Raw genomic sequence first — 24,882 nt, forward strand, 5'->3', positions numbered from 1 at the left:
TGGGCAACGACACGCTCTTACATGTTCGGATAATTGGGTCCACCGCCGCCTTCGGGCGCTACCCACTCGATGTTCTGTGCTGGGTCCTTGATATCGCAGGTCTTGCAATGGATGCAGTTCTGGAAATTGATCTGGAACTTCGGCTGACCGTCGTCACCCTCGATCACTTCGTAGACACCGACAGGACAGTAACGCTGAGCAGGCTCGTCGAACTTGGGTAGATTGTCGCGGATCGGGACGGCAGGGTCCTTGAGGCGAAGGTGGCTTGGCTGATCCTCGTCATGATTGGTATTGGAGAGAAAGACCGAAGAAGGCTTGTCGAAGGACAGCTTGCCATCGGGCTTGGGATAGTCGATCTTGCGGCCTTGGGCGGCCTGCTCCAGCTTGGCATGGTCGGGGGTCGTGTCGTGAACCGGCGGTAGCTTGCCACCCAGCCATTGGTCGATGAAGTTGTAGGCTCCACCCATCACTGTGCCGTACTTGTGAATTGCAGGGCCAAAGTTGGCGGTCTCGCGCAATTCGCGATAGGCCCAGCTCTGTTCCCAGCGAGCGGTGAAGGAGGTAAGTTCCTGGCCACCTTCATCGTCCCCCAGAAGGGCCTCGAACACCGTCTCGGCCGCGACCAGGCCTGACTTCATGGCCGTATGCAGTCCCTTGATCTTGGCGAAATTGAGCGTACCGGCATCGCAACCGATCAACAGTCCGCCCGGGAAGGTCATCTTCGGCAAGCAGTTGATGCCCCCCTTGGTAATCGCCCGCGCCCCATAGGCCACGCGGGAACCGCCCTCGAGGTACTGCTTGAGCAGCGGATGATGCTTCATGCGCTGGAACTCATCGAAGGGAGACAGGTAAGGGTTCCGGTAGGCAAGATCGATGATCAGGCCGACCACCACCTGTTGATTCTCGGCATGATAGAGGAAGAAGCCGCCGTGGGTGTCCTTGTCCAGCGGCCAGCCGGAGCCATGCAGGACCAGGCCGGGTTCGTGCCGGTCGGCGGGGATGTCCCAGAGTTCCTTGAAGCCGATGGCGTAGTGCTGCGGATCCCGCCCCGCGGCCAAGTCGAAGCGTTCGATGAGGCGTTTGCCGAGATGGCCGCGAGCACCTTCGGCGAACAGGGTGTACTTGGCGCGCAGCTCCATGCCGGGCATGTAACCCTCCTTGGGCTCGCCATCAGCGCCGACGCCCATGTCGCCGGTAATGATGCCGCGTACCGTACCGCTCACATCATACAGAACCTCCTGAGCAGCGAAGCCGGGGAAGATCTCGACGCCGAGTTCCTCGGCTTGTTCGCCCAGCCAGCGGCACAGGTTCCCGGCGCTGATCACGTAATTCTGTCCGCTTTCGGCCCCGGGGGTACCCACGTTATGCATCGTCTTGGGTACCAGGGCATTGGGCAGCTTGCGCGCGGAGCGTTCGTCCTTGAGAAGATAGACCTCGTCGCGTATCGCCGGCGTGGTCAAAGGTGCGCCACGTTCGGCCCAGTCCGGGAACAGCTCGTCGAGAGCGCGTGGCTCGAAGATGGCGCCCGAAAGGATATGTGCGCCGACTTCGGAGCCTTTTTCGACCACACAGACGCTGAGTGCGCGCTCGGCCTCATTGGCTTGCTGCATCAGACGGCAAGCGGCGGCCAAACCGCTGGGGCCGGCGCCGACGATGACCACATCGAAGTCCATGTGTTCGCGTTCCACGTATCATCTCCTCGGTCGAGCGGTGCCCACATGCGGCGGCACCGTAGTCTTGGCTATCATTCTTATGCGCCATTGCTGGCGAGCGTTACCGATGTTCCGCACCTCAGGCGTTTCACTGCGGCACATCATATCGCGTATAGGGTGGGGCAGGCACGTTGCAGCCCGCTCATGCCGCCACTGGTCACACTATATTTAAAACGGTCGTTTGCTTCCACTCTGCTTTCGTGCTAGTGATATGCTCTAAGTACTAATCGCTATCAGCTACGCGCAAGGCCATATTGGGCCGCTTACCAAGCTGTGGCACACTACGTTTCTTTACGGCTTCGACTCCCTATCAAACGCTTGCATGAATTTATAACGGCTGGTTCTAACAAGCGAAAACTTAACGAGGACGCCATGAAAGTACTCGTCGCGGTCAAACGCGTCATCGACTACAACGTCAAGATCCGCGTCAAGGCGGATCACACCGACGTTGATCTCACCAACGTCAAGATGGCCATGAACCCGTTCTGCGAGATTGCCGTGGAAGAAGCGGTACGTCTCAAGGAAAAGGGCATCGCCAGCGAGATCGTGGCAGTGACGGTTGGGCCCAAGGCCGCCCAGGAGCAGTTGCGCACCGCGCTGGCGCTGGGCGCCGATCGTGCCATCCATGTCGCCACCGACGAGCGCGTCGAGTCGTTGGCTGTAGCCAAGCTGCTCAAGCGCGTTGCCGACGAGGAGCAGCCGCAACTGGTCATCCTTGGCAAGCAGGCCATCGACACCGACAACAACCAGACCGGGCAGATGCTGGCCGCGCTGACTGGCTGGGGGCAGGGGACCTTCGCTTCGAAGGTCGACGTCAAGGACGGCACGGTCGATGTGACCCGTGAGATCGATGGCGGCCTGCAAACCGTGTCACTCAACCTGCCGGCCATCGTCACCACTGACCTGCGTCTCAATGAGCCGCGCTATGCCAAGCTGCCCGACATCATGAAGGCCAAGAAGAAGCCGCTCGATACCAAGACTCCCGAGGAGCTGGGTGTCGACACCGGCTCGAAGGTCAGCCTGCTGCAGGTCGAGACTCCGGCCGAGCGCAAGGGGGGTATCAAGGTAGGCTCGGTGGATGAGCTGGTCGACAAACTCAAGAACGAAGCCAAGGTGATCTCATGAGCATCCTGATTCTTGCCGACCACCACGACGGCCAGCTGGCCGGTGCCACTGCCCATGTGGTAACGGCGGCCCGCCAGATCGGCGGCGACATCGATATCCTGATCGCCGGCCAGGATGTGCAAGGCGTGGCCGAACAGGCGGCGAAGCTCGACGGCGTGGCCCGGGTTCGGGTCGCCGATAACGCCGTCTATGCCCATCAGCTCGCCGAGCCGCTGGCCGACCTGCTGGTCGCTCTGGCCGACGACTACAGCCACGTGCTGGCCAGTTCCTCCACGACCGGCAAGAACGTACTGCCGCGGCTGGCCGCGCTCAAGGACGTGGCTGCCATTTCCGACATACTCGACGTGGTCAGTGCCGATACCTTCAAGCGGCCGATCTACGCTGGCAATGCCATTGCCACCGTGCAGAGCGGTGATGCGCTCAAGGTGCTGACGGTACGCGGCACCGCGTTCGATGCCGCAGGCGAGACCGGTAATGCGGCCATCGAGGCGGTCGAAACGGTGGTCGACAATTCCCTGTCGCGCTTCGTTGATGAGCAGCTCGAGCAGAGCGAGCGCCCCGAGCTATCCGCGGCCCGGGTGGTCATTTCCGGTGGGCGAGGCATGGGCAACGGTGAAAACTTCAAGCTGCTCGAGGGTATTGCCGACAAGCTGGGTGCAGCGATCGGCGCGTCGCGCGCAGCGGTAGATGCCGGCTTCGTGCCCAATGACATGCAGGTCGGCCAGACGGGCAAGATCGTCGCCCCGGAGCTGTACATCGCGGTGGGCATCAGCGGGGCGATCCAGCATTTGGCGGGAATGAAGGACTCCAAGGTGATCGTGGCGATCAACAAGGACGAAGAGGCACCGATCTTCCAGGTCGCGGATTACGGCCTGGTCGGCGACCTGTTCCAGATCCTGCCCGAGCTCGAGCAGAAGCTGTAAGCACGGCGCGATGCGTCGAACGAGAACCGGCTCCACAAGGAGCCGGTTTTTTCATGGGCGGGACCAGGTCTTTATTGATAATTGTTCTTGTTTGTATTAGCTTGGTCATTTGTTCTGAGACACATGCTGCGGCGTGGCAATTACTGCGCTCGCAGCGTCAGTGAGGCATTGATGAGCGCAAGATACATGAAGCAAGGACGATTGCGCCGTTCCCGTCGTCTGTCCGTCGTCATGCTCCTGATGGGAGCATGTACTCTGGCGCTGGCACAGAGCGACGTGCGCGAGGAAAGCATCGAGGCGCAACGTGAGCAAGCCGGGTTGCAGGAAAAGATCGATGCGGCCGACGAGGCGACCCGCGAAGCGCTCCGCGAGCTGCGTGCCGCAGAGCGTGAAGCCGACAGGCTCAAGGCCTACAACGCGGAACTGGCCCCGTTGGTCGAGCGTCAGGCAAAGACCATTGCGCAGCGTGAGCAAGCCCTAAGTACGCTCTCGGAGACTCGGGAGACGCTACCAGTGTTGCTTAGGGACATGGTCGAGCGGCTGCGTCAATGGGTGCAAGCGGACCTGCCGTTCCTGCAGGAAGAGCGCCTGGCACGCGTCGAAGACCTCGAGAACATGTTGGTCAACGCTGAATTGAGTGCGTCGGACAAACTGGACCGGTTATTGGCTGCCTGGCGCACGGAACTCGACTACGGGCGAGAAATGGATGCCTGGCGAGGCCAACTCGTCGGCGCGGAAAATCGCGAAGTCGACTATCTGCGCTTGGGACGTGTTGGGTGGTATTACGTGACGCCCGATGGCAGTGAGGGAGGCGTCTGGAAGAGCCGTCGCAACCAGTGGCAACCGCTCAATGACGATCAACTTGCCGAGGTGCACAAAGGATTGCGCATTGCGCGTGAGCAGCGTGCGCCTGAATTGTTGGCCTTGCCCACGTCTATTGATGTGACCGGTGCCGGATCACAAGGCAAGGAGGCATCATGAAGCTGCGTTGTCTGCTGACATGGGGCGTGATGTCCTGCTTGCCTCTGACGGGGTTCGCTCAGGATGCAGCCAACAGTGAGGATGCCGGGCAAGCAATTCTGGAAACCCTGCGCGCCGATTACCAGGCGGCTGAAGCACGCGATCGCCAGCGTCTCGAAGTCCTGCTGAATGATCAGCAGGCACTGGACGCGGCCTTGAGCGAAGCGCGCGAATCACTGGCTCAGGCAAGGGAACGCCAGGAAGCGCTGGAAACCCGGCAATCCGAGCAACAGGCGCGTCTTGCCGAGCTGCGGGAGCGCCGTGGCGAAGAAGCGGGCGATCTCGAAAGTGTCTACGATGTCGCGCGACGCCATGCCAGCGACCTGCGCAACGCGCTGAATGAAAGCTGGCTCACGGTGGGTGGGCAGGCGCAGCTTCCCCAACGCCTCGAGGACGATGGACTGCTGGATGTTGCCACGCTGGCTTCGCTCGGCGACAGCCTGATGTCGCTCACGGTGGAAAGCGGCCAGGCTATCGAGTTCACTGCGCCAGTCGCCGATGCCGCCGGCAATGTCTCGTCACGCGAGGTCGTCCGTCTTGGCGACTACCTGGGCTTCAGTGATGGCCAACTGCTGCAGGTGCCCGGCGAGTCAGGGCCATTGAGCGTCGCCGAGCATACCCCGCCCTATGTATCGGAGCTTCTCGAGGCGTACCGCTCAGGAAACGGTGACGTTGTGGCCTTCGATCCGGCACGTGGAGCCGTACTGGATGCCTTGGCACAGCAACCCACGCTTTGGGAGCGTTTCCAGCAGGGGGGCGCGGTGGGTTACGTCGTGGTAGCGTTGGGATGCATCGGGCTGCTCATCGCCTTGGCACAGTATGTCTATTTACTGTTGGTGACGGTTCGTATGCGCCGACAGTTGCGCGAGCCAGACACCTTACGCCAGGACAATCCGCTGGGGCGTGTTTTGGCGCGCTTCAACGCCTTGGGGGAGGGGCATGCGCCGGAAGCGCTGGAGGCCCGTCTCGATGAGGCGCTCCTGGCCGAGCAGCCGCGCCTGGAACGTGGCCAGCCACTGGTCAAGTTGCTGGCTGCTGTCGCGCCATTGCTGGGGCTGTTGGGTACCGTCACGGGAATGATCGTGACCTTTCAGTCGATCACGGTGTTCGGTACCGGCGATCCACAGCTGATGGCGGGTGGGATCAGTCAGGCCTTGGTTACTACTGTATTGGGGTTGATCACAGCCGTGCCCCTGCTGTTTGCCCAGACCGCTCTGGCCAGCCGCAGTCGCGACCTGATAGGAACGCTTGAAGGTCGTGCCAGCGCCGTGTTGGCAGAGCATCTTGAATCCCGGCCCGGGGAGGTCAGCGAGCGTCGCCATGCCACTCTTGCTTGATCCACTCTATCGTCTTGTCGAGTCCGGCGGGGCGGTGCTGGTCGTGATTGCGCTGGTGGCTACTGCCCTGTTTGCCCTGGGGCTCGAGCGCTGGTTCTACTGGCGTTTTACGCATCGCAAGGCGCGGCAGGCCCTGGTCTCGCGCTGGAGTGCACGCCGCGACCATGCCAGTTGGAGTGCATTGACGCTGCGTGAAGTCTGGACTCGCGACTTGATCGCTCGCCTGCGCCAACCGTTGCCCTGGCTCAAGTTGCTGGTCGCCCTGTGTCCATTGCTGGGTCTGCTGGGCACGGTAACCGGCATGATCCATGTGTTCGATAGCCTGGCCATGACCGATGTAGGCCAGGCCCGAGCGATGGCCGATGGGGTGGCAAGAGCCACCCTGCCGACGCTCGCGGGCATGGCGGTTGCCGTGGTTGGACTGCTTTTCACGACGCGTCTGGAACAGGTGATACGGCGTGAGGATCAGCGGTTGCATGACCGCATGGCCCGTGCCGCAGAAGAAGATAGGGAGAGGAGCCATGCGTAGGCGCCGAATGCAGGGCGATGGCGAAGCGGCCGAAATCAATCTGACGCCGATGCTGGATGTGGTTTTCATCATGCTGATCTTCTTCATTGTCACGACCAGCTTCGTCAAGGAAAGCGGTATCGAGATTGATCGTCCCGAGTCTTCGGCTGCCTCGCCGCGTCCAGATGCACAGGTCATGGTTGCCATCAGTCATGAAGGGTCGGTGTGGGTCGATGGCAAGCCGGTGGATACTCATCGGGTGGGGCCGGCGGTAGCCGGCATGGTGAGCGCTGAGGGTAGTGTCGTCATCCAGGCTGACCGCAATTCGACGACGGGCTTGCTGGTTGAGGTTATGGACCGCATACGCGAAGCGGGTGTCGATAATGTCGCGGTCGCCGCCACCCGAGGGAGCAACTGATGCGTTACCTGCTGGGCGCGGCAGGGGGGATTGCGCTGGCGCTGGTACTGTTCTTCCTGCTGGCGTTGCTGGTGGCGCCGCCGGAAGACGACCGCAAGGTCGTCGAGATGCCACTTTCGGTCTCCATGGTCGAGGTACCCGCCGAGCAGGCCCCCGAGCAGACCGCGAGTCCGGCCGAAGCTGCACCAGCGCCGCCGGCACCAACGCCGCCTCCACCGCCAGTGCCGATGCCGAGCCCGGTAAACGATAGCCAGATCGCCATGCCCGAGCCCGAGTTGCCGGCCATGGAAACGCCTGTCATACCTCAGGAGATGGAACTGCCTGAGTTGGCGCAAATCGAGCCGCAACCCGAGCCGACGACACAACCTGAACCGCGCCCCGAGCCGACACCGAAAGCCGAGCCCGTTCCCGCGCCGAGCCCACAGGCTCAACCGGTACCCACCGAGTCGCTGGCCGACAGCGGACAGGCGGCGAGTCCTGCCCCGGCGGCGACCGGAGAAATCACCTCCCCGCAGCCGACACGCCGGGTACCTCCCGAGTATCCACGGCGAGCCCTGAGGCGGGGGATCGAGGGGTATGTCGAGGTGCGTTTTACCATCCAGCCGGATGGCACGGTGGAAAGAGGCTCGCTGCGGGTCGTGGAGGCTCGGCCGCGCAATGTGTTCGAGCGTGCCGCCATGCGTGCCATTGCCGACTGGCAGTTTCCTACGGCAGCGGCGCCTCGTGAAGCGCGACAGCGACTTGAATTCAAGCTCGAAGGATAGATAGGCATGGTGAGGTTCAGGCAGCTTCGTGCCCTCATGTGCGGGTGTGGAATGTTGGCAATCGTGGTGTTGCCTGCGATTGGCCAGGCCGCACCGGCGCTGCGTCCCGATATGGTACGTAGCCTGGAAGCCATGCAGCAGCACCTCTCCGAGGGCGAAACCGCCGATGTGGCGGCTCGCTCCAGGGCTGCTGCCGAACGGTTGGAAGGCGGCAACGCAGCCGATCGTTGGGCAAGAGCGCTTTTTCTGCAGATGGCTGCCACCGCTGAGGCGCGCATGGGCAACGACGTGCAGGCGGCTGATTTGTTTGCCACTGCACGCGGCATTGAGGGTGTCGATGAAGCGCAGCGCCTTCGTTGGTTGAATCAGGAAGCGCGACTGCGTTTACGTGCCGGTCAGGCCGAACAAGGGGGGGAGCTTCTCGAGAGTTGGTTGAAACAGGCCGGCGGACAGGCAGAGGCGAGCGATTATTGGTTGATGGCGCAACAGTTGGCCAATCAGTCACAGTGGCAAGCGGCGGCGGAATGGGTGGATCGCGCCCGACAGGCCGACAACGCTGCAGGCAACGAGCGTCTTGAGCTGGCAGCGAGCATCTATCAGCGAGCTGGGCGCAACGATATTGCACTGGCCTTGCTGGACGAGCGGCTATCTCGGGGGAGTGACGCTCCGGAGGCCTGGCGTCGTGCAGCAGCGTTGGCGCAGAGGTTGGGATACGCTGGTCGGGCCGCAGCGCTCTGGGACGCTGCCTGGCGCCAGGGCGTACTGACTTCCTCGGAGGATTTGCGCCAGCTGGTGCAGCTGCACCTGTCTGGCGGGACGCCTGCCAGGGCAGCAGAATACCTCGAGCAGGCCTTGGAAGAGGGCACGTTGCCGCGCGACAAAGCCAACATGCGTTTATTGGCCGAAGCATGGACGGCAGCAAAGAGTCGTGATCGAGCGTTGGAAGCCTGGCGTGCACTGGCCGAGCGGACACACGCTGGCCAGGATTGGCAGCGGCTTGGCGAGCTGGCTTATGGCTGGGGGCGCTGGCAGGCGGCGATCGATGCGCTGGCCAAGGCGCGTGAAACGGGAGGCGAGGCCGCCCGGGCCTGGTTGCTGGAAGGCGTTGCCCATGTCGAACTCGAGGAACCCGAGCAGGCCCGCCAGGCATTCAGGGCGGCGCGGCAGGCAGGGGCTAGTCAGGCCGAAGCCTGGCTGGCCGTACTCGATGGGGGAGGTGAAGAACCCTCGAGTCGTTAGGCTCGGGCGAAAGCCCAAGCTGGCGTGCAAGTTTAAAGGTCAAATTCCGCCCATACCGGGGCATGATCGGACGGTCTTTCCATGCCTCGCAGGACATAGTCGATACCCGATTCCGTAACGCGTGCAGCCAACGGTGGACTGGCCAGGATATAGTCAATGCGCAGTCCGCGCTTGGGGTCGCGCTCGAACCCGCGCGAGCGGTAGTCGAACCAGCTGAAGTAATCGCTGTTGTTCGGGTGACAAACACGGTAGCAGTCCTGCAGGCCCCATGACTTGATGCGCCCGAGCCATTCCCGTTCGATCGGCTGGAAGCTGGTCTTGCCTTCGCGCAGCCAGCGCTTGCGGTTGGGCTCTCCGATGCCGATGTCAATGTCCTCGGGTGAAACGTTGAAGTCGCCCATGACCGCGATGTGCTCATCGGGATGATGCGTCTCTTCGAGCAGTCGCAGCAACTGCGCGTAGAAACGCTCCTTATTGGGAAACTTCGTCGGGTGATCGACGTTCTCCCCTTGGGGGAAATAGCCGTTCCAGACAGTCATGACCTGGCCGTCACTACCTCTGAGTCTCGCGCCGATCAGCCGGCGCTGGGCTTCCTCGCCATCGTCCGGAAAACCGTAGAAGACTGCCTCGGGTTCTTCGCGACACAGCAGGGCGACGCCATAGTGCCCTTTCTGCCCGTGGTAATAGACGTGATAGCCCAGCTTTCGCACGGCATCGATGGGAAATTCATCATCCTGCACCTTGGTTTCCTGCAGGCCGATGATATCCGGCGAGTGTGAGGCTATCAGCGCTTCCAGTTGATGAAGCCGGGCGCGAATCCCATTGATGTTGAAGGATACCAGGCGCATCACTCGTCTCCTTTTTCGTCGGTATCCTTGGGGCGTTCATGAAGATCCAGCCTCGGCGCATCCTGTTGGCGAGCCTGCTTGCGGGCAGCCTGAGATTTTCTCTGCTGGCGCTTTTTCTGAACGAATCGGCGCGAAGAGGTCACCTCGTCGGGATTTTCATGGCGCCACTTTCGATAATCCTTGCGCCGGCCGGTACGGAGGGTCACCTTGTCGGCCAGCGAGCGCGTTTTCTTCTTGCGGGTCATTGCTTGTTCCTGTGATGGATGGCGTCGATTCTACCAGCTACACGGGAAGAGCCGACAGGCATAGTGAACGATGACGGGGCGCGCCCCGATGGCCAATGGCTGTTACAATGGCGGTTTGTTTTTTCATTCATCGCATTCCGGAATAGAATCTCAAGCCTATGAGTGAGTCGGAAAAGATCCCAACGCCGGCACAGAACCGCAAGCCCAAGCGTCGCCGGCGCAAGCCGCGCAGGTCGCAGTCCAGCTGGGATTTGCGCCAGTTCCAGGTAGCGCCGGTTGCAGGCAAGTGGCGGTTTCATGATTTCGACCTGCCGCTGCCGCTGATGCGGGCCATCCACGCCTTGGGGTTTGAATACTGCACGCCGATTCAGGCCGAGGCACTGTCACATACCCTGCTGGGTGGCGATGTCGTGGGCAAGGCCCAGACCGGCACCGGCAAGACGGCAGCCTTCCTGATTTCCATGCTGGCCTATTTTCTTGAGGAAGATGCGCCCGATGGACAACTGCCTGGTGCGCCGCGAGCCCTCATCGTGGCGCCGACGCGTGAACTGGCCCTGCAGATCGAAAAGGATGCCAAGGCGCTTGCCCGCTTCACGTCGCTCAACGTGGCCAGTGTGGTCGGTGGCATGGACTACCAGAAACAGCGCGACAATCTGGGCAAGAAGCTCGATATACTGGTGGCAACCCCCGGGCGCCTGCTCGATTTCCATCAAAAGCGCGACATCGACCTGAGTCAGGTCGAGGTGCTGGTGCTCGACGAGGCGGACCGCATGCTGTCGATGGGGTTCATTCCCGATGTCAAGCGCATCATCCGCTACACGCCCAAGAAGGAAGAGCGGCAGACATTCCTGTTCTCGGCGACGTTCACGCAGGACATCCTCAACCTTGCCAGCCAGTGGACCCACCAGCCGGCGCATGTCGAGATCGAAGTTACCGTCGATAATGCCGCGCATATCGATCAGCGGGTCTACCTCGTCAGTGACGACGACAAGCAGCGCTTGCTGGTCAACCTGCTCAAGCAGGAAGACTTCGAGCGTGTCATGGTGTTCGGCAACCGGCGTGATCTGGTCCGCAAGCTGGACGACCTGCTGCGCAAGGCCGATGTCAACGTGGCGATGCTGTCCGGTGACGTGCCGCAAAATCAGCGCATCAAGACGCTCGAGCGTTTTCGTGAGGGCGAGGTGACAGTGCTGGTGGCTACCGATGTGGCAGGTCGCGGCATCCACATCGACGACGTCAGTCACGTCATCAACTACACGCTGCCTGAAGATCCGGAGGATTATGTGCACCGGATCGGCCGTACCGGGCGGGCGGGCGCCAAGGGCGTGTCGATCAGTTTCGTGGGTGAGGAGGATGCCTTTTCGCTGCCCGAGATCGAGCGCTTCATCAACGACAAGTTGCCGTGCGAGCACCCGCCAGAAGGGCTGCTTTGAGACTTGCCATGCTTGACGAGTCCCTGAAGGACGAAATCCAGTCCGCCTACCGCCGGGTCCTGGAGGGGCTTGAGCTGACGCCTCGGTACGGTCAGCGGTTGATGATCGCCGAGATTGCCCGCACGCTGGCTTCCATCGAAGCAGATGACACTGGGCGTCGCCTTTCCAACGAGCATATTTGTGTGCTCGAGGCGGGAACAGGGACTGGCAAGACTCTGGCGTATCTGTTGTCAGCCTTGCCGGTCGCCCAGGCGCGAGGCAAGCGGCTCATCGTTTCGACCGCCACTGTGGCGCTGCAGGAGCAGGTGTTGCATCAGGACCTGCCGGCACTCAAGAAGCACAGCGGCCTGTCGTTCAACTATGCCCTTGCCAAGGGGCGCGGGCGCTATCTATGTGTGGCCAAGCTGGATCAGGCAATGGATGGTGTCGAGGAGAACCCGACGCTATCGCTGTTCGAGCAGGCACTTGAATCCCGTGACGGCGATGACTTTCATGCTCTGGTGCAGGAATTGGCTGAGGCTTATGGCGGCGGACGCTGGGAGGGGGATCGGGATAGCTGGCCAGGTGCCATCGAGAATGGTCATTGGCGTCGGTTGACTACCGATCACCGCCAATGCACGAATCGTCGCTGTAGTCACTTCAGCGCTTGCGCTTTCTTCCGGGCGCGGCGTCATCTCGATCAGGCCGACATCATCGTCGCCAACCATGACCTGGTATTGGCTGACCTGGCGTTGGGTGGGGGTATCGTGCTGCCACCGCCCAAGGATTGTATTTATGTCTTCGATGAAGGACACCACCTGCCGGATAAGGCGCTGGAGCACTTTTATCACCGCTTCGGTGTCAACGCCACGCTGCGATGGCTGCGGACTCTCAAGAAGTCGCTGACCGAATTGAATGCGGCACTCGCCACCCAGCCGACGCTGGCCAGGCTACTGGCCGGTTTTCCCGAGCTGATCGCAGCGCTCGAACCCCGTCTCGGGGAAGCGTTTGCGCTGGGGCATCAGCTTGCCGAGCTCCCTCAGGGAGCCGGGGAGGATACCCGGCATCACCGCTTTGCCATGGGTCGCGCTCCCGAGCCGCTGCGTGAATTGGCCTCGGCCCTGGTCGTGCCGTTTGCCGAGCTGGCACGCAACCTGGAAACCATGGCCGACATCCTGCGCGAAAGCCTCGATCCTGAAAAATCGACGGGGCTGGCAAAGGAGCAGGCCGAGCCTTGGTTGCCGCTGGTGGCACTGCTGCATGGGCGAGCGATGGAGGCCCACGCCTTATGGCAGGCCATGGCGGCTGACGACAGGGAAGGCGAGCCTCCCCAGGCGCGCTGGCTGACCTTCGAACAGCAGGGCGGCGATAGCGAGTTGACCTTCTCCGCCAGCCCGGTCTCGGCGGCGGAAACCCTGGCGCGCTACCTCTGGGGCAGTTGCTTTGGCGCGGTCATTACCTCGGCGACGCTGACGGCGCTGGGCCGCTTCGAGCGGCTCCAGGAACGGGCCGGGCTGGCCAATCGTTATCGCTATCAGCGATTGCCAAGCCCCTTCGACTACTCGAAGGCGGTGCTGAGCGTACCCAGGGCTGCAGTGGATCCTGCCGACCGCGAGTTGCACGAGCGAGCCATCGTCGATTTCGTGGCCTCGCTGGAGTCGACCGAGGCGGTATTGATGCTGTTTTCGTCGCGCGCCCAGATGCGTGCGGTGGAAAAAGCGCTACCCCGATCACTGCATGACCGCATCCTTTCCCAGGATCGCCTGCCCAAGCGCGAGCTCATCGAACGTCATCGCAAACGTATCGATGCCGGGGAGGGCAGTATCATCTTCGGCTTGGCCAGCTTCGCAGAAGGCATTGACTTGCCAGGGGATTACCTGACCCATGTGGTGATTACTCGCCTGCCTTTTGCAGTACCCGACGATCCGGTTGGAGCTACCATGGCAGAGTGGATCGAGAGTCGGGGCGGCAATCCGTTCATGCGTATTTCGGTGCCCGATGCCTCGGTCAAGCTGGTACAGGCGTGCGGCAGGCTGATACGCAAGGAAGCCGACTGCGGACGCATCACGCTACTGGATCGGCGTGTGCTGACTCGCCGCTACGGTAGGGCGCTGCTCGATTCATTGCCCCCGTTCCGGCGCGAGATCGATGGAATTGCTCAGTAACTTTCGCCACTAAGTTGTCGCTATTCTGGCCGAGTCAAGAAAGCCTGCCGGACAAGGCAGGCTTCTGGAGGGCTAATTGACGTCGGTGAGACGGTAGTTGCGCTATGCCGCGCAGCGACGCTGGGCCAGCACTGGCTTGAGCTTCTCGGACATCTTGTGAAAGGCCTCCAATGTCGTGTCCCAGTCGATGCAGGCGTCGGTGATCGAGACGCCATACTTCAGTTGGCTGCGATCCTCGGGAATCTTCTGATTGCCCCAGCCAAGATGCGATTCGACCATCAGTCCCATGATGGAGCGGTTGCCCTCGAGAATCTGATTCGTGACGTTTTCCATGACCAGTGGCTGCAGTGCGGGATCCTTGTTGGAATTCGCATGTGAGCAGTCAATCATGATGTTGGCGCTGACGCCGGCCTTGGTAAGCTCCTGCTCTGCAAGGGCCACGCTGACGCTGTCATAGTTGGGTTTTCCATTACCGCCACGCAGTACCACGTGGCCGTAGGCATTGCCCCGCGTGCGGATGATGGCGACCTTGCCAGCTTGGTCGATGCCCAGGAAATTGTGCGGATGGGCAACGGACTGAAGGGCGTTGACAGCGACATCCAGGCTGCCATCGGTGCCGTTCTTGAAGCCGACAGGGGAGGACAGGCCAGAGGCCATCTCCCGATGGGTCTGGGACTCGGTAGTGCGTGCGCCGATGGCCGACCAACTGATGCAGTCCTGAAGATATTGCGGGGAAATCGGGTCGAGGGCTTCGGTAGCCAATGGCAGCCCCATCTCGGCCAGTTCCACCAGCAAGCTGCGCGCGATGTGCAGGCCTTCCTCGATCTCGAAGGAGTCGTTGATATGCGGGTCGTTGATCAGCCCTTTCCAGCCGACAGTGGTGCGTGGCTTCTCGAAGTAGACGCGCATGACGACATACAGCGAGTCCTTGACCTCGTCAGCCAGTTTTTTCAGGCGACGGGCATAATCCTTGGCAGCGTCCACGTCATGAATCGAACAGGGGCCGACCACCACGACCAGGCGGGGATCATCGCCATCGAGAATGCGCTGAATGGTCTCTCGGCCTTCAATGACCGTTCTTTCCGCTGCCTCGGACAGGGGGATCTCCTGCTTCAAGGCCTCTGGTGTGATCAAGACGTCCTGCGCCAGGACGTTGATGTTGTTAACCTGCTGTTCTGACATTCAGCTACCTGTAACTGTTCGCGCTGGAAGGGAATATTGTCTACTATCGCGCGTTGGCCAATGAAAAATCAATGCCGATGGCACGAAAGGCGATGGGGAGGCATCCTGCAGGATAGGCAATGTCGCCAAGCTTGAAGGAATTTCAATAAACAGGAACACTTGTGTTATCGATGATTAGCACGGGGCCACAGACCGACTCCATGATCCTGAATCGAACCCCGTCACTCGCGAACGGTCTTGCCTGTACCGCGCATGCGCCCCGTCCGTCCCGCAAGGGGAGAGAGTGAATGGGCAACAGGGAAACCGATCAGCAGCTTGTCGAACGGGCCCAGCAAGGGGATACGCGGGCATTCGACCTGCTGGTCAAGAAATATCAGCACAAGATCATAGGCCTGATCGGGCGCTATGTGCATGATCATGCCGAAGTGCAGGATGTCGCTCAGGAAGCCTTCATCAAGGCCTATCGGGCACTGGACAAGTTCCGCTCGGAAAGCGCCTTTTATACCTGGATGTATCGGATTGCCATCAACACGGCAAAGAATTATCTCGTTTCCAAGGGACGCCGCCCTCCTGGAAGTGACCTGGATATCGGGGATGCCGAGATCGTCGATCAGAGTGGCCGTTTGGCGGATATCGAAACGCCCGAAGCCTCGGTGTCGCGCGACCAGCTCGAAGCGGCCGTTTTCGAGGCGCTGGAAAACCTGCCTGAGGATCTGCGCACGGCAATCACGCTGCGTGAACTCGACGGCCTGTCATATGAAGACATCGCCAACATCATGCAATGTCCCGTGGGGACGGTTCGCTCACGCATATTTCGCGCCCGTGAAGCCGTGGACAAGCATATCCAGCCCTATGTAGGCACCGCACGCACGAAAGACCTGATGCAGGAATGATGCTGAAAACTTTTTTCGTGAAACGACTGAACTGTCGGGCGCCTGTAGCGTCTCAATGGGTGTTCGCGCCCCAAGGGTGCGGGGGAGATGATGCCGGCATCCCTGAATGCCAGGGCATGATTCGTAACAGGCTGATAATAATGGATCGGAGCATTCCGACCAATCGCATTGGCGAGTATGAGGGTGTGAGGATGAAGGACAATCTGCGCGAATCGCTGTCCGCGTTGATGGACAACGAAGGCGATGAACTCGAATTGCGACGCGTGCTCAAGGTACTCGACGATTCGCCTGACGCCGCTGAGCGATGGCGCCGTTACCACCTGGCCCGCAGCCTCATGCAGCGTGACCGCGAGATCGACGTCAGTACCGACCTTTCGGCGGGTATCATGGCTCGCATCCAGGACGAGCCGGTTCCGTACGCTGCCGCCGCCCCCTCGCAGACGCGTCGCCATGGCTCATTTTCTTTCGCTGGCAGTGCAGCGGTTGCTGCAGCTGTGTCTCTGATGGTCATCACCGGTGTCCAATTCTATAACGGCTTCGGTGCTGGCGAGCCTGCCGAGGTAGCGGGTGGCAATGCCGGCAGCACGGCAACTATGCCTGCCTCGTCACCTCCCATGACCAATGAATCACTGGCGATGCCCGTCGGCTCCCCCCTGTTCCAGACCTCGCCGATGCTGGGCGATGGGTTGATGTCCGTAGGAGCCAATGGCGGTAACATGCCGTTGTTCATGTCACCGAACCAGCGTCAGTCGCAGCGTGCCGACCTCGAGCAGGCCCGGCTGTTGCAGTCCTATCTGGATCGGCATGCCGATAGTGCTGCCTATCGTTCCGGCGAGGCCTGGATGCCGTTGCTGCGCGCCTCTGCACAGGAATCGCTGAGTACTCGTTGATGGTCAGGTCACGTTTCGTTGCCTGTACGGTCGCTGCTCTCTCCCTGTCCTGGTTCCCTGGCGTGGCTAGCGCCGAATCCGGCAAGGGATTCGAATGTCGTCAGATGGCCGAGATGCCGATACCCGCAACGGCGACTGAATGGCTCGAGCGGAGCATGTTGGCGGGGCATTGCTACATCTTTCAGGCGCGAGCCGTTCGTATCAGCCGTGAAGGCGTGCGAACACTGGCGTTGTCACATGACATCCGCGATGGTGTCGTGCGGGAGGTAGCCAGCTACCTCGACGGTCCTCCTGTGGTCTACGAGCGACACGGCAAGATCGTCGAGGGTCAGGGCGTCAGCGGGGATGCAAGGTCGATTGCTCCCTCATTGGACGCAGGGAGTATCCCTCAGTATTACCGCTTGACACTGGGTGGCGAAGAGCGCATTGCCGGACGCCGCAGTGTTCGTCTGGATGTCGAGCCGTTGGACAATCTCCGCTATGGCCATCGCCTGTGGCTAGATACCCAGACGGGGCTTCCACTGAAACAGGTACTCCTCGACGTCGACGGTCGTATACTGGAAACCTTCCAGATGACCGAGCTGGTCGACCCCTCGCTCTACGATCAGGCTGTATCCTTCGCAACGCTGGATTCCCGTCCCGAGGGGCCATGGCAGCCTGGCTGGGTTCCGTCGGGATACCAGTCGGTACCGCTGCCTGACCCCAGCGATGCGCCGGGGAGTGCCTTGTCGCATCGGTTGTACAGTGACGGCCTGTCGAGTTTCAGCTTGTTCATCGAGCCCTTGGCCGGTAATTCCCCGGCGCTGCGGCCTGGGCTGCATCGGCTCGGTATTTCCTATGCTGCCGTTCGCCATCTACCGCTTGACGGTCGCCTGATGCAGATCGTCGTGATGGGCGAGTTGCCGCCTCAGGTGTTGGTACGTGTGGCTGCGGAACTACAGTACCAGCCGGATGCCGGTCGTACTGCCTCTTCCTCGTCGTGATACCTGCCATGCGACAAGCAGCGGATGCTGACTGGCTGGAGGCCTCGGCTCGTGTGGTAGATGTCTTCCCCGGTGGAGTCTGGGTCGAAACGCAGGAACAGGCAGGGTGCCATGGTTGTGCCGCACGCGGTTCCTGCGGCTCGGGGCTGCTCGCTCGCTGGAGGGCTCGTCCTCGGCTGAAGGTTGTCACTTCCCAAGGGTTCCAGGTGGGGGACAGCGTACGTCTCAGGATACCTGCCCGGAGCCTCCTTAGTGCTGCTCTCGTTGCCTATGCCTGGCCACTGCTTTTTGCCGTGGTGGCCGGAAGCGTTGCCGAATCGTTGGCTGCGCCAGGGCATGTCGTCGTGCCAATGATGTTTGTCGCTGGCTTGATCGTTGGTGTTGGCGTATCGCGTTGGCATGGCTGGCGCTGGCGTCGCCGACATGGCCCTCAATTGCTGGTGCAGGCGTCTGCCATCTCGCGGTTGTGAACGATTTTTGTCCTCGCGATGAAACTCTTCCCTTGCCTTGCTATCAAATTTTGCGTTCCGAGGGTCAGCGGGCCACTTCGACCCGCTAACCCTCTGACAATGACAAGGCTGTAATTTGCTTAAGCTCAAGAGCACGAAGCGGGAGTACCCAATGCAACGCATTAAACGACAATTCTCCGTGTGGCTGTTGCTGCTGGTCGCTACGCTCGGTATGCAGGCCGCGCAGGCTCGGGAGTTGCCCGATTTTACCGAGTTGGTCAAGCAGGCGGCGCCGGGGGTGGTCAATATTTCCACGACACGTCAGGTCGAGCGTCGTAGCATGCCGTTCTCCGGTCCACAGGGGCAGGAAATCCCTGAAATCTTCCGCCACTTCTTCGGTGATCAGATTCCCTTCGGGCAGGGTGGCATTCCTGGCGGCTCGGAAGAGCGCCATTCGCTGGGCTCCGGCTTCATCATCGACAAGGAGGGCTACATCCTGACCAACGCGCATGTGGTCGATGGGGCCGATGAAGTGGTTGTCCGTCTCAATGACCGGCGTGAACTCAATGCCGAGGTGGTCGGTTCCGATGCCAAGACCGATGTTGCTTTGCTGAAGGTGGATGCCAAGGATTTGCCAACGCTCAATATCGGTGATTCCAATCAGCTCGAGGTAGGTGAGTGGGTTGCAGCTATTGGCTCCCCGTTCGGTTTCGACCATTCGGTCACGTCCGGTATCGTCAGTGCCATCGATCGCACCCTGCCAAGCGATGCCTATGTGCCTTTCATCCAGACTGATGTAGCGATCAACCCGGGCAACTCCGGCGGTCCGCTATTCAACCTCGATGGCCAGGTGGTCGGCATCAACTCGCAGATCTTCACCCGCAGCGGCGGGTTCATGGGCTTGTCCTTCGCCATTCCTATCAATGTAGCCATGGACATTGCCGACCAGTTGCGTTCGGAAGGTCGCGTCAGCCGTGGTTGGTTGGGTGTGGTGATCCAGCCGGTATCGCGTGATCTGGCGGAGTCCTTTGGCCTGGATGGTGCCAAGGGGGCCTTGATTGCGGAAGTCGCTCCCGACACACCGGCCGCCGATGCTGGACTCAAGGCCGGGGACATTATCCTGTCGGTGAACGGGGAGGAAGTCGACCGTTCCACAACGTTGCCGCGCCTGATCGGCCGTGCCAGCCCGGGTAGCAAGGTCGAGCTCGAGGTGCTGCGCAATGGCGAGCGTGTCGACGAGACCGTCACCGTGGGTGACTGGCCTCAAGAAGCCCAAGCTGGTACCTCCGGTGCTGGGCAGGATCCCCAGTCTCGCCTGGGTGTAACAGTAGCGGCACTGGAAAAGGAACAGCTTGAGCGTCTCGATCTCGAGTCCGGGGTGCGCGTGGTTCAGGTCGATCCGGCCGGTGTCGCGGCCAAGGCGGGTGTCAGTGCGGGAGACATTATCGTGTCGCTGGATCAGCAGGACATCGACTCTCCCGAGCAACTGGCCGAAGTGATTGGTCAGGTGGAAGGCAATCGTGCCGTGCCGTTGCGCCTGTATCGTGACGGTCGCTCACTGTTCGTTGCCCTGCGCCTGGGCAACGACGAGTAAGCGCGGCAAGACGCTGTATCAGGAATTGCGACGGGGCCCGACGGCCCCGTCGTCGTTTGGGCATCAGGCGGGCAGGCTTGCTGTCCTTGGTGCCGGCTTGTCGGTACAATGGCCGCAAATTTGCCCGTTGCGCCTGGACAAGGGCGCGCAACCAGTATGGCGGATATAGGTTAAATGACAGACAAGGCAAGTCCCGGTCGCATCAAGCACATTCGAAACTTCTCGATCATCGCGCACATCGATCATGGTAAGTCGACGTTGGCTGATCGCATCATACAGATATGCGGTGGCTTGACAGAGCGCGAATTGAAAGAGCAGGTGCTCGACTCGATGGATATCGAGCGCGAAAGGGGCATCACTATCAAGGCCCAGTCGGTCACACTCGACTACAAGGCCGAGAACGGCGAAATCTACCAGCTCAATTTCATCGATACCCCCGGGCATGTCGACTTCTCCTATGAGGTCTCGCGCTCGCTTTATGCTTGCGAGGGGGCATTGCTGGTCGTCGATGCGGCCCAGGGCGTCGAGGCTCAGTCGGTCGCCAACTGCTATACGGCGATTGCCCAGAACCTGGAAGTCCTGCCGGTGCTCAACAAGATCGACCTGCCACAGGCCGATCCGGATCGCGTTGCCCAGGAAATTGAAGAAATCATCGGCCTTGATGCCGTGGATGCCTGTCAGGTCTCGGCCAAGACGGGAATTGGCATGGAGGGATTGCTCGAGAGGCTGGTGCGCGACATTCCGCCCCCCAAGGGTGATGTCGATGGCCCACTTCAGGCATTGATCGTCGACTCCTGGTTCGACAACTACCTCGGCGTCGTGTCGCTGGTGCGTATCTTCGACGGCACGCTGAAGAAAGGCGACAAGATCCGCATGAAGTCCACCGGTCGCGACTGGGATGTCACCGAGGTGGGTATCTTCACCCCCAAGCGCCATCAGACCGGCATTCTGCGTGCAGGTGAGGTTGGCTTCGTGGTGGCCGGTATCAAGGACATTCATGGTGCGCCGGTCGGGGATACCATTACCCATGCCAAGACGCCCGATGTGCCTCGACTGCCCGGCTTTCAGAAGGTCAAGCCACAGGTTTACGCCGGCATGTTCCCGGTCAGCGCCGACGACTACGAAGATTTCCGTGACGCACTGGAGAAACTGGCGCTCAACGATGCCTCGCTGGACTACGAGCCGGAAAATTCCGATGCGCTCGGCTTCGGTTTCCGTGTGGGCTTCCTCGGAACGCTGCACATGGAAATCATCCAGGAGCGGCTCGAGCGCGAATATGACCTTGACCTCCTTACCACGGCACCGACGGTGGTCTATGAGCTCGTCATGGACAATGACGAGATCCGCTACGTTTCCAACCCGTCCAAGTTGCCCGACATGGCCAATGTCGACGAGATGCGCGAGCCCATCGTGCGTGCGAGCATCCTCGTGCCACAGGAGTTCGTGGGCAATGTCATTGCCGAGTGCGAACAGCGGCGCGGCGTTCAGCTCGACATGCAGTTCCTGGGCAATCAGATCCAGCTCACCTATGAACTGCCGATGAGCGAGGTCGTCATGGACTTCTTCGATCGCCTGAAGTCGATCTCGCGTGGCTATGCCTCCCTCGATTACAGTTTCGAACGTTTCCAGGCAGCCAAGCTGGTACGTCTGGACGTGTTGATCAACGGCGACAAGGTTGACGCGCTGGCTGCCATCATCCATCGCGATCATGCCCATGGACGTGGGCGTATCCTGGTCGAAAAGATGAAAGAGCTGATTCCCCGCCAGATGTTCGACGTTGCCATCCAGGCCGCTATCGGTGGCCAGGTCGTGGCCCGGTCGACCGTCAAGGCGCTGCGCAAGAACGTCACGGCCAAGTGCTACGGCGGCGATGTCACGCGCAAGAAGAAGCTTCTCGAAAAGCAGAAAGCGGGCAAGAAGCGCATGAAGCAGGTCGGTAGAGTGGAGATTCCTCAGGACGCCTTCCTTGCCGTGCTCAAGGTGAACGACTAGGACATACGAGACTCATGGATTTTTCGCTGCTTTTGGTGGTGGCTGTCGCCGTCACGGGGTTGGTCTGGCTGTTGGATGCGGTTTGGTGGCGGCGTCATCGTCAAGCAAGGTTGGCTACTGCCGAGGCGAGTGCGGGAGCGCCATTGGAGCCCCAGGCGCGCCGCAAGTTGGCCAAGGAGCCTTGGCCGGTCGACTATGCGCGCTCCTTCTTTCCCGTGCTGCTCGTGGTTCTGGTGCTGCGGAGTTTCGTGATAGAGCCGTTCCAGATTCCCTCGGGCTCGATGCGGCCGACATTGAAAGTGGGCGATTTCATTCTGGTCAACAAGTTCACCTATGGTTTGCGCCTACCGGTGTTGCATACCGAGATCGTCGATCTGGGCGAGCCCGAGCGGGGTGACGTCATGGTATTCCGTTTCCCGGAGGAGCCCTCGGTCAACTTCATCAAGCGAGTGGTCGGCCTGCCCGGCGATCATATCCGCTATGAGGACAAGCAGCTCTATGTGAACGGTGAGCCCGTGCCCAAGCAACTGCTCGATGCAACACCCGAGGAGGCTCCGGGAGAGTTGCTGTTCGAGGAGAAACTGGGCGAGCACGTTCATGGCCTCTACAACAATCCCCGGGACCCGGGCCCGCAAGTGCGTGAGCTGGTCGTTCCCGAGGGGCACTATTTCATGATGGGCGACAACCGTGATCATTCGAATGACAGCCGCTACTGGGGCTTCGTCCCGCAAGAGAACATTGTCGGCAAGGCTTTCGCCGTATGGATGCACTGGGATGGCGGCCTGCCCAGCTTCTCGACGGTACGCGCCATCGAATGAACCGGCCGGGGATATCCGGCATGCCCAAGCCAATCGATAAAGCAGGTGTTTCGTGAGTACCTCTCATCAAGCCTTCAGCCGACGGATCGGCCATTCCTTTCGCGATCTTTCCTTGTTGGAGCTGGCATTGACCCACCGCAGCTATGGTGGAGACAACAACGAAAGGCTGGAGTTTCTGGGCGATTCCATCGTCAACTTCGTCATTGGCGAAGCCCTTTTCCAACGCTTTCCCCAGGCTCGGGAGGGGCAATTGTCGCGCCTTCGCGCACGGCTGGTGAAAGGCCAGACCCTGGCGGAGCTGGCTCGGGAATTCTCCGTCGGCGAACAGTTGCGTCTCGGGTCGGGGGAAATGAAAAGCGGCGGCTTTCGGCGCGACTCGATCCTCGCGGATGCCGTCGAAGCCCTGATCGGGGCGATCTACCTGGATGCCGGCATGGACGTCGCCAAGGCGCGGGTTCTGTCCTGGTACGGCACGCGGCTCGAGTCGATCGACCTGCAGGATACCCAGAAGGATCCCAAGACTCGCTTGCAGGAATTCCTTCAGTCGCGCCAAGCGGCATTGCCGCGTTATGAGGTGACGAGTGTGGAGGGCGAGGCTCATGCCCAGACGTTTACCGTCGAATGCCACGTCGACATGATCGACAAGCACACCATCGGCATCGGCACCAGTCGTCGCCATGCCGAGCAGGAAGCGGCCGAAAAAGCGCTGTCCCTGCTCGAACCGAAAGGAGGTCGCGCATGACCCAGACATGTGGTTTCGTGGCGATTGTCGGCCGGCCCAATGTCGGCAAGTCGACCTTGATGAACCGAATCCTCGGTCAGAAGATATCCATCACCTCCCGGCGGCCGCAGACGACGCGACATCAGGTCATGGGTATCAAGACCGAAGGCGAAGCCCAGTTCATCTATGTCGATACGCCGGGAATGCACCTCCAGAGCAAGGATCGCAACAAGGCGATCAACCGCTTCATGAACCAGGCTGCGACCCAGGCCCTGCGTGATGTGGATTGTGTGGTTTTCCTGGTCGACCGGACGCGCTGGACACAGGAAGACGACATCGTCCTCGACAAGCTGACCCATGTCGAGGCACCGGTCATCCTGGCCGTCAACAAGGTCGACTGGATCGAAAACAAGCAGGATCTCTTGCCCTGGCTCGACCAACTGCAGGCCAAGCGGGGCTTTGCCGCCATCCTGCCGATCTCCGCCAAGCACGGCACCAATGTGCCCGAACTGGAAGCTGAGGTCGCCAAGTACTTGCCCGAGAGCATTCATTATTTTCCCGATGACCAGATCACCGACCGCAGCCAGCGTTTTCTGGCCGCCGAGCTGGTGCGCGAAAAGGTCATGCGCCAGCTCGGTGATGAGTTGCCTTACCAGATGACGGTGGAAATCGAGGAGTTTCGCGATGAAGGCAGGGTCATACACATCAGTGCGTTGATGCTGGTCGAGCGCCCCGGTCAGAAGAAGATTCTGATCGGTGAAAATGGCGAGCGGATCAAGAAAATTGGCCGTGAAGCCCGTCTCGACATGGAGAAGGCCTTCGGCGCGAAGGTCATGCTCAACCTGTGGGTCAAGGTCAAGCGTGGCTGGTCCGATGATGACCGTGCCCTGAAAAGCCTCGGTTACGACCTCGAGTGACCCCGCATGCAGCCGCAACCGGCGTATCTGCTTCACAAACGTCCTTATCGTGAAACCAGCGCGCTGGTCGAGTTGATCACGCTCGATCATGGGCGCGTGCGTGCCATCGCTCAAGGCGTGCAGCGTGCAGGAAGCAAGAGTCGCTCACGGTTGCAGCCTTTTGCTCCCTTGCATGTGACCTGGACCGGAACCAACGATCTCAAGCGCCTGCGCCTCATGGAATCGCGAGGCGCGTCGGCGCTGTTGGCTGGAGAAGGCCTGCTGTGCGGTCTGTATGCCAATGAGCTGTTGAGCCGCGTGTTGCCGGTGGAATTTCCCGTTCCCGAGGTGTTTGCCTTCTATACGTCGCTGCTGGAGTCGTTGCCCGTACCGGAGCGTCGTGCGCCGGGTCTGCGGCGGCTTGAGCTTGCAGTGCTCGACGCACTGGATGCAGACCCCGTTTTTCGCGATCTCGAGGATCGCGAGCTGGACCCGCAGGGGCGCTATGTCTATCGTGCCGGTTATCGCCGATTCGCATTAGCGTCGGAAGGGCAGGTGGGTATCGATGGCCGCACTCTGCGCCTGTTGTCCCAAGGCAGTTGGACCCAGCCTGGATTGGCTGGCGTCGCCAAGGTATTGACTCGCGCAGCCCTGTCCCCTCTGCTGGGTGACAAGCCGCTGCGCTCGCGGGAACTGATGAAGCAACTGGCAGCCCGCCGACGACCTTCCTGACCGACTTTCTATCGAT

General features: G+C 60.8%; 24 protein-coding genes. 20 read left to right on the forward strand and 4 right to left on the reverse strand.

The features are described 5' to 3' along the window. Positions 1–17 precede the first annotated feature (17 nt). On the reverse strand, positions 18–1,673 hold the full coding sequence (locus tag BM194_RS12550) for an electron transfer flavoprotein-ubiquinone oxidoreductase (protein WP_092847312.1): 1,656 nt from the start codon (positions 1,671–1,673) through the stop codon (positions 18–20). Positions 1,674–2,084: 411 nt separating this feature from the next. On the opposite strand from BM194_RS12550, the gene BM194_RS12555 reads away from it, so the two are divergent. The 8 genes from BM194_RS12555 to BM194_RS12590 all read left to right on the forward strand — a co-directional run bounded on the left by BM194_RS12555 (position 2,085) and on the right by BM194_RS12590 (position 9,046). Next, positions 2,085–2,837: an electron transfer flavoprotein subunit beta/FixA family protein gene (locus BM194_RS12555; RefSeq protein ID WP_092847230.1), complete on the forward strand. Its 753-nt coding sequence runs from the start codon at positions 2,085–2,087 to the stop codon at positions 2,835–2,837. Next, a complete protein-coding gene (locus tag BM194_RS12560; RefSeq protein WP_092847232.1) occupies positions 2,834–3,760 on the forward strand; it encodes an electron transfer flavoprotein subunit alpha/FixB family protein in 927 nt (308 codons plus the stop codon). The genes BM194_RS12555 and BM194_RS12560 overlap by 4 nt, the downstream gene beginning before the upstream one ends. Positions 3,761–3,946: 186 nt before the next feature. Further along, positions 3,947–4,741, forward strand: a complete 795-nt coding sequence (locus tag BM194_RS12565) for a DUF3450 domain-containing protein (protein WP_092847234.1) — start codon at positions 3,947–3,949, stop codon at positions 4,739–4,741. Continuing rightward, positions 4,738–6,117: a MotA/TolQ/ExbB proton channel family protein gene (locus BM194_RS12570; protein ID WP_092847236.1), complete on the forward strand. Its 1,380-nt coding sequence runs from the start codon at positions 4,738–4,740 to the stop codon at positions 6,115–6,117. Before BM194_RS12565 ends, BM194_RS12570 begins: the two co-directional genes overlap by 4 nt. Beyond that, positions 6,101–6,646 carry a MotA/TolQ/ExbB proton channel family protein gene (locus tag BM194_RS12575; RefSeq protein ID WP_092847238.1) on the forward strand — a complete coding sequence of 182 codons (546 nt, stop codon included), beginning with the start codon at positions 6,101–6,103 and terminating at the stop codon, positions 6,644–6,646. The genes BM194_RS12570 and BM194_RS12575 overlap by 17 nt, the downstream gene beginning before the upstream one ends. Beyond that, positions 6,639–7,043 (forward strand): ExbD/TolR family protein, encoded by a 405-nt coding sequence (locus BM194_RS12580; protein WP_092847240.1) that lies wholly within the window; start codon positions 6,639–6,641, stop codon positions 7,041–7,043. The genes BM194_RS12575 and BM194_RS12580 overlap by 8 nt, the downstream gene beginning before the upstream one ends. Beyond that, complete coding sequence (locus BM194_RS12585) at positions 7,043–7,807, forward strand: energy transducer TonB (RefSeq protein ID WP_092847242.1); 765 nt, start codon at positions 7,043–7,045, stop codon at positions 7,805–7,807. The genes BM194_RS12580 and BM194_RS12585 overlap by 1 nt, the downstream gene beginning before the upstream one ends. A gap of 51 nt (positions 7,808–7,858) precedes the next feature. Further along, positions 7,859–9,046 (forward strand): tetratricopeptide repeat protein, encoded by a 1,188-nt coding sequence (locus tag BM194_RS12590; RefSeq protein ID WP_244890956.1) that lies wholly within the window; start codon positions 7,859–7,861, stop codon positions 9,044–9,046. Positions 9,047–9,078: 32 nt separating this feature from the next. Here the strand turns inward: BM194_RS12590 and xthA are convergent, their stop codons facing one another. After that, positions 9,079–9,894 carry an exodeoxyribonuclease III gene (gene xthA, locus BM194_RS12595; protein WP_092847246.1) on the reverse strand — a complete coding sequence of 272 codons (816 nt, stop codon included), beginning with the start codon at positions 9,892–9,894 and terminating at the stop codon, positions 9,079–9,081. Further along, the gene (locus BM194_RS12600) at positions 9,894–10,139 is read right to left on the reverse strand and encodes a hypothetical protein (protein ID WP_092847248.1); all 246 of its coding nucleotides are present in this window, start codon (positions 10,137–10,139) and stop codon (positions 9,894–9,896) included. The genes xthA and BM194_RS12600 overlap by 1 nt, the downstream gene beginning before the upstream one ends. A 158-nt stretch (positions 10,140–10,297) precedes the next feature. Between BM194_RS12600 and rhlB the strand changes: the two genes are divergently transcribed. Together rhlB and dinG are read left to right on the forward strand one after the other, a co-directional pair. After that, on the forward strand, positions 10,298–11,572 hold the full coding sequence (gene rhlB, locus BM194_RS12605) for an ATP-dependent RNA helicase RhlB (protein WP_092847250.1): 1,275 nt from the start codon (positions 10,298–10,300) through the stop codon (positions 11,570–11,572). An 8-nt stretch (positions 11,573–11,580) separates the two neighbouring features. Continuing rightward, on the forward strand, positions 11,581–13,716 hold the full coding sequence (dinG, locus tag BM194_RS12610; protein ID WP_092847251.1) for an ATP-dependent DNA helicase DinG: 2,136 nt from the start codon (positions 11,581–11,583) through the stop codon (positions 13,714–13,716). A 102-nt stretch (positions 13,717–13,818) separates the two neighbouring features. Here dinG and BM194_RS12615 read toward each other — a convergent pair whose 3' ends face one another. Then, the gene (locus tag BM194_RS12615; RefSeq protein WP_092847253.1) at positions 13,819–14,898 is read right to left on the reverse strand and encodes a 3-deoxy-7-phosphoheptulonate synthase; all 1,080 of its coding nucleotides are present in this window, start codon (positions 14,896–14,898) and stop codon (positions 13,819–13,821) included. 287 nt (positions 14,899–15,185) lie between these two features. Here BM194_RS12615 and rpoE point away from each other — a divergent pair, with 287 nt between their 5' ends. The 10 genes from rpoE (at position 15,186) to recO (ending at position 24,866) form a co-directional block, all read left to right on the forward strand. Continuing rightward, positions 15,186–15,791, forward strand: coding sequence for an RNA polymerase sigma factor RpoE (rpoE, locus tag BM194_RS12620; protein WP_092847254.1), 606 nt, complete (start codon positions 15,186–15,188; stop codon positions 15,789–15,791). 191 nt (positions 15,792–15,982) lie between these two features. Next, positions 15,983–16,681 (forward strand): sigma-E factor negative regulatory protein, encoded by a 699-nt coding sequence (locus BM194_RS12625; protein ID WP_092847313.1) that lies wholly within the window; start codon positions 15,983–15,985, stop codon positions 16,679–16,681. Continuing rightward, complete coding sequence (locus BM194_RS12630; protein ID WP_092847256.1) at positions 16,681–17,664, forward strand: MucB/RseB C-terminal domain-containing protein; 984 nt, start codon at positions 16,681–16,683, stop codon at positions 17,662–17,664. Before BM194_RS12625 ends, BM194_RS12630 begins: the two co-directional genes overlap by 1 nt. Positions 17,665–17,672: 8 nt before the next feature. Continuing rightward, on the forward strand, positions 17,673–18,134 hold the full coding sequence (locus BM194_RS12635; protein ID WP_092847257.1) for a SoxR reducing system RseC family protein: 462 nt from the start codon (positions 17,673–17,675) through the stop codon (positions 18,132–18,134). A 151-nt stretch (positions 18,135–18,285) separates the two neighbouring features. Continuing rightward, entirely contained in the window at positions 18,286–19,707 is a 1,422-nt protein-coding gene (locus BM194_RS12640) for a DegQ family serine endoprotease (protein WP_092847258.1), read from the forward strand. 174 nt (positions 19,708–19,881) lie between these two features. Then, positions 19,882–21,699: a translation elongation factor 4 gene (gene lepA, locus BM194_RS12645; protein ID WP_092847259.1), complete on the forward strand. Its 1,818-nt coding sequence runs from the start codon at positions 19,882–19,884 to the stop codon at positions 21,697–21,699. A 14-nt stretch (positions 21,700–21,713) separates the two neighbouring features. Further along, a complete protein-coding gene (gene lepB, locus BM194_RS12650; protein WP_092847260.1) occupies positions 21,714–22,517 on the forward strand; it encodes a signal peptidase I in 804 nt (267 codons plus the stop codon). A 52-nt stretch (positions 22,518–22,569) separates the two neighbouring features. Continuing rightward, a complete protein-coding gene (rnc, locus tag BM194_RS12655) occupies positions 22,570–23,259 on the forward strand; it encodes a ribonuclease III (protein WP_092847261.1) in 690 nt (229 codons plus the stop codon). Continuing rightward, the gene (era, locus tag BM194_RS12660) at positions 23,256–24,155 is read left to right on the forward strand and encodes a GTPase Era (RefSeq protein ID WP_092847263.1); all 900 of its coding nucleotides are present in this window, start codon (positions 23,256–23,258) and stop codon (positions 24,153–24,155) included. The genes rnc and era overlap by 4 nt, the downstream gene beginning before the upstream one ends. A gap of 6 nt (positions 24,156–24,161) precedes the next feature. Continuing rightward, positions 24,162–24,866: a DNA repair protein RecO gene (gene recO / locus BM194_RS12665; protein WP_092847264.1), complete on the forward strand. Its 705-nt coding sequence runs from the start codon at positions 24,162–24,164 to the stop codon at positions 24,864–24,866. Positions 24,867–24,882 lie beyond the last annotated feature (16 nt).

It is taken from the genome of Modicisalibacter xianhensis (assembly GCF_900113605.1).
GTDB classification, from domain to species: domain Bacteria; phylum Pseudomonadota; class Gammaproteobacteria; order Pseudomonadales; family Halomonadaceae; genus Modicisalibacter; species Modicisalibacter xianhensis.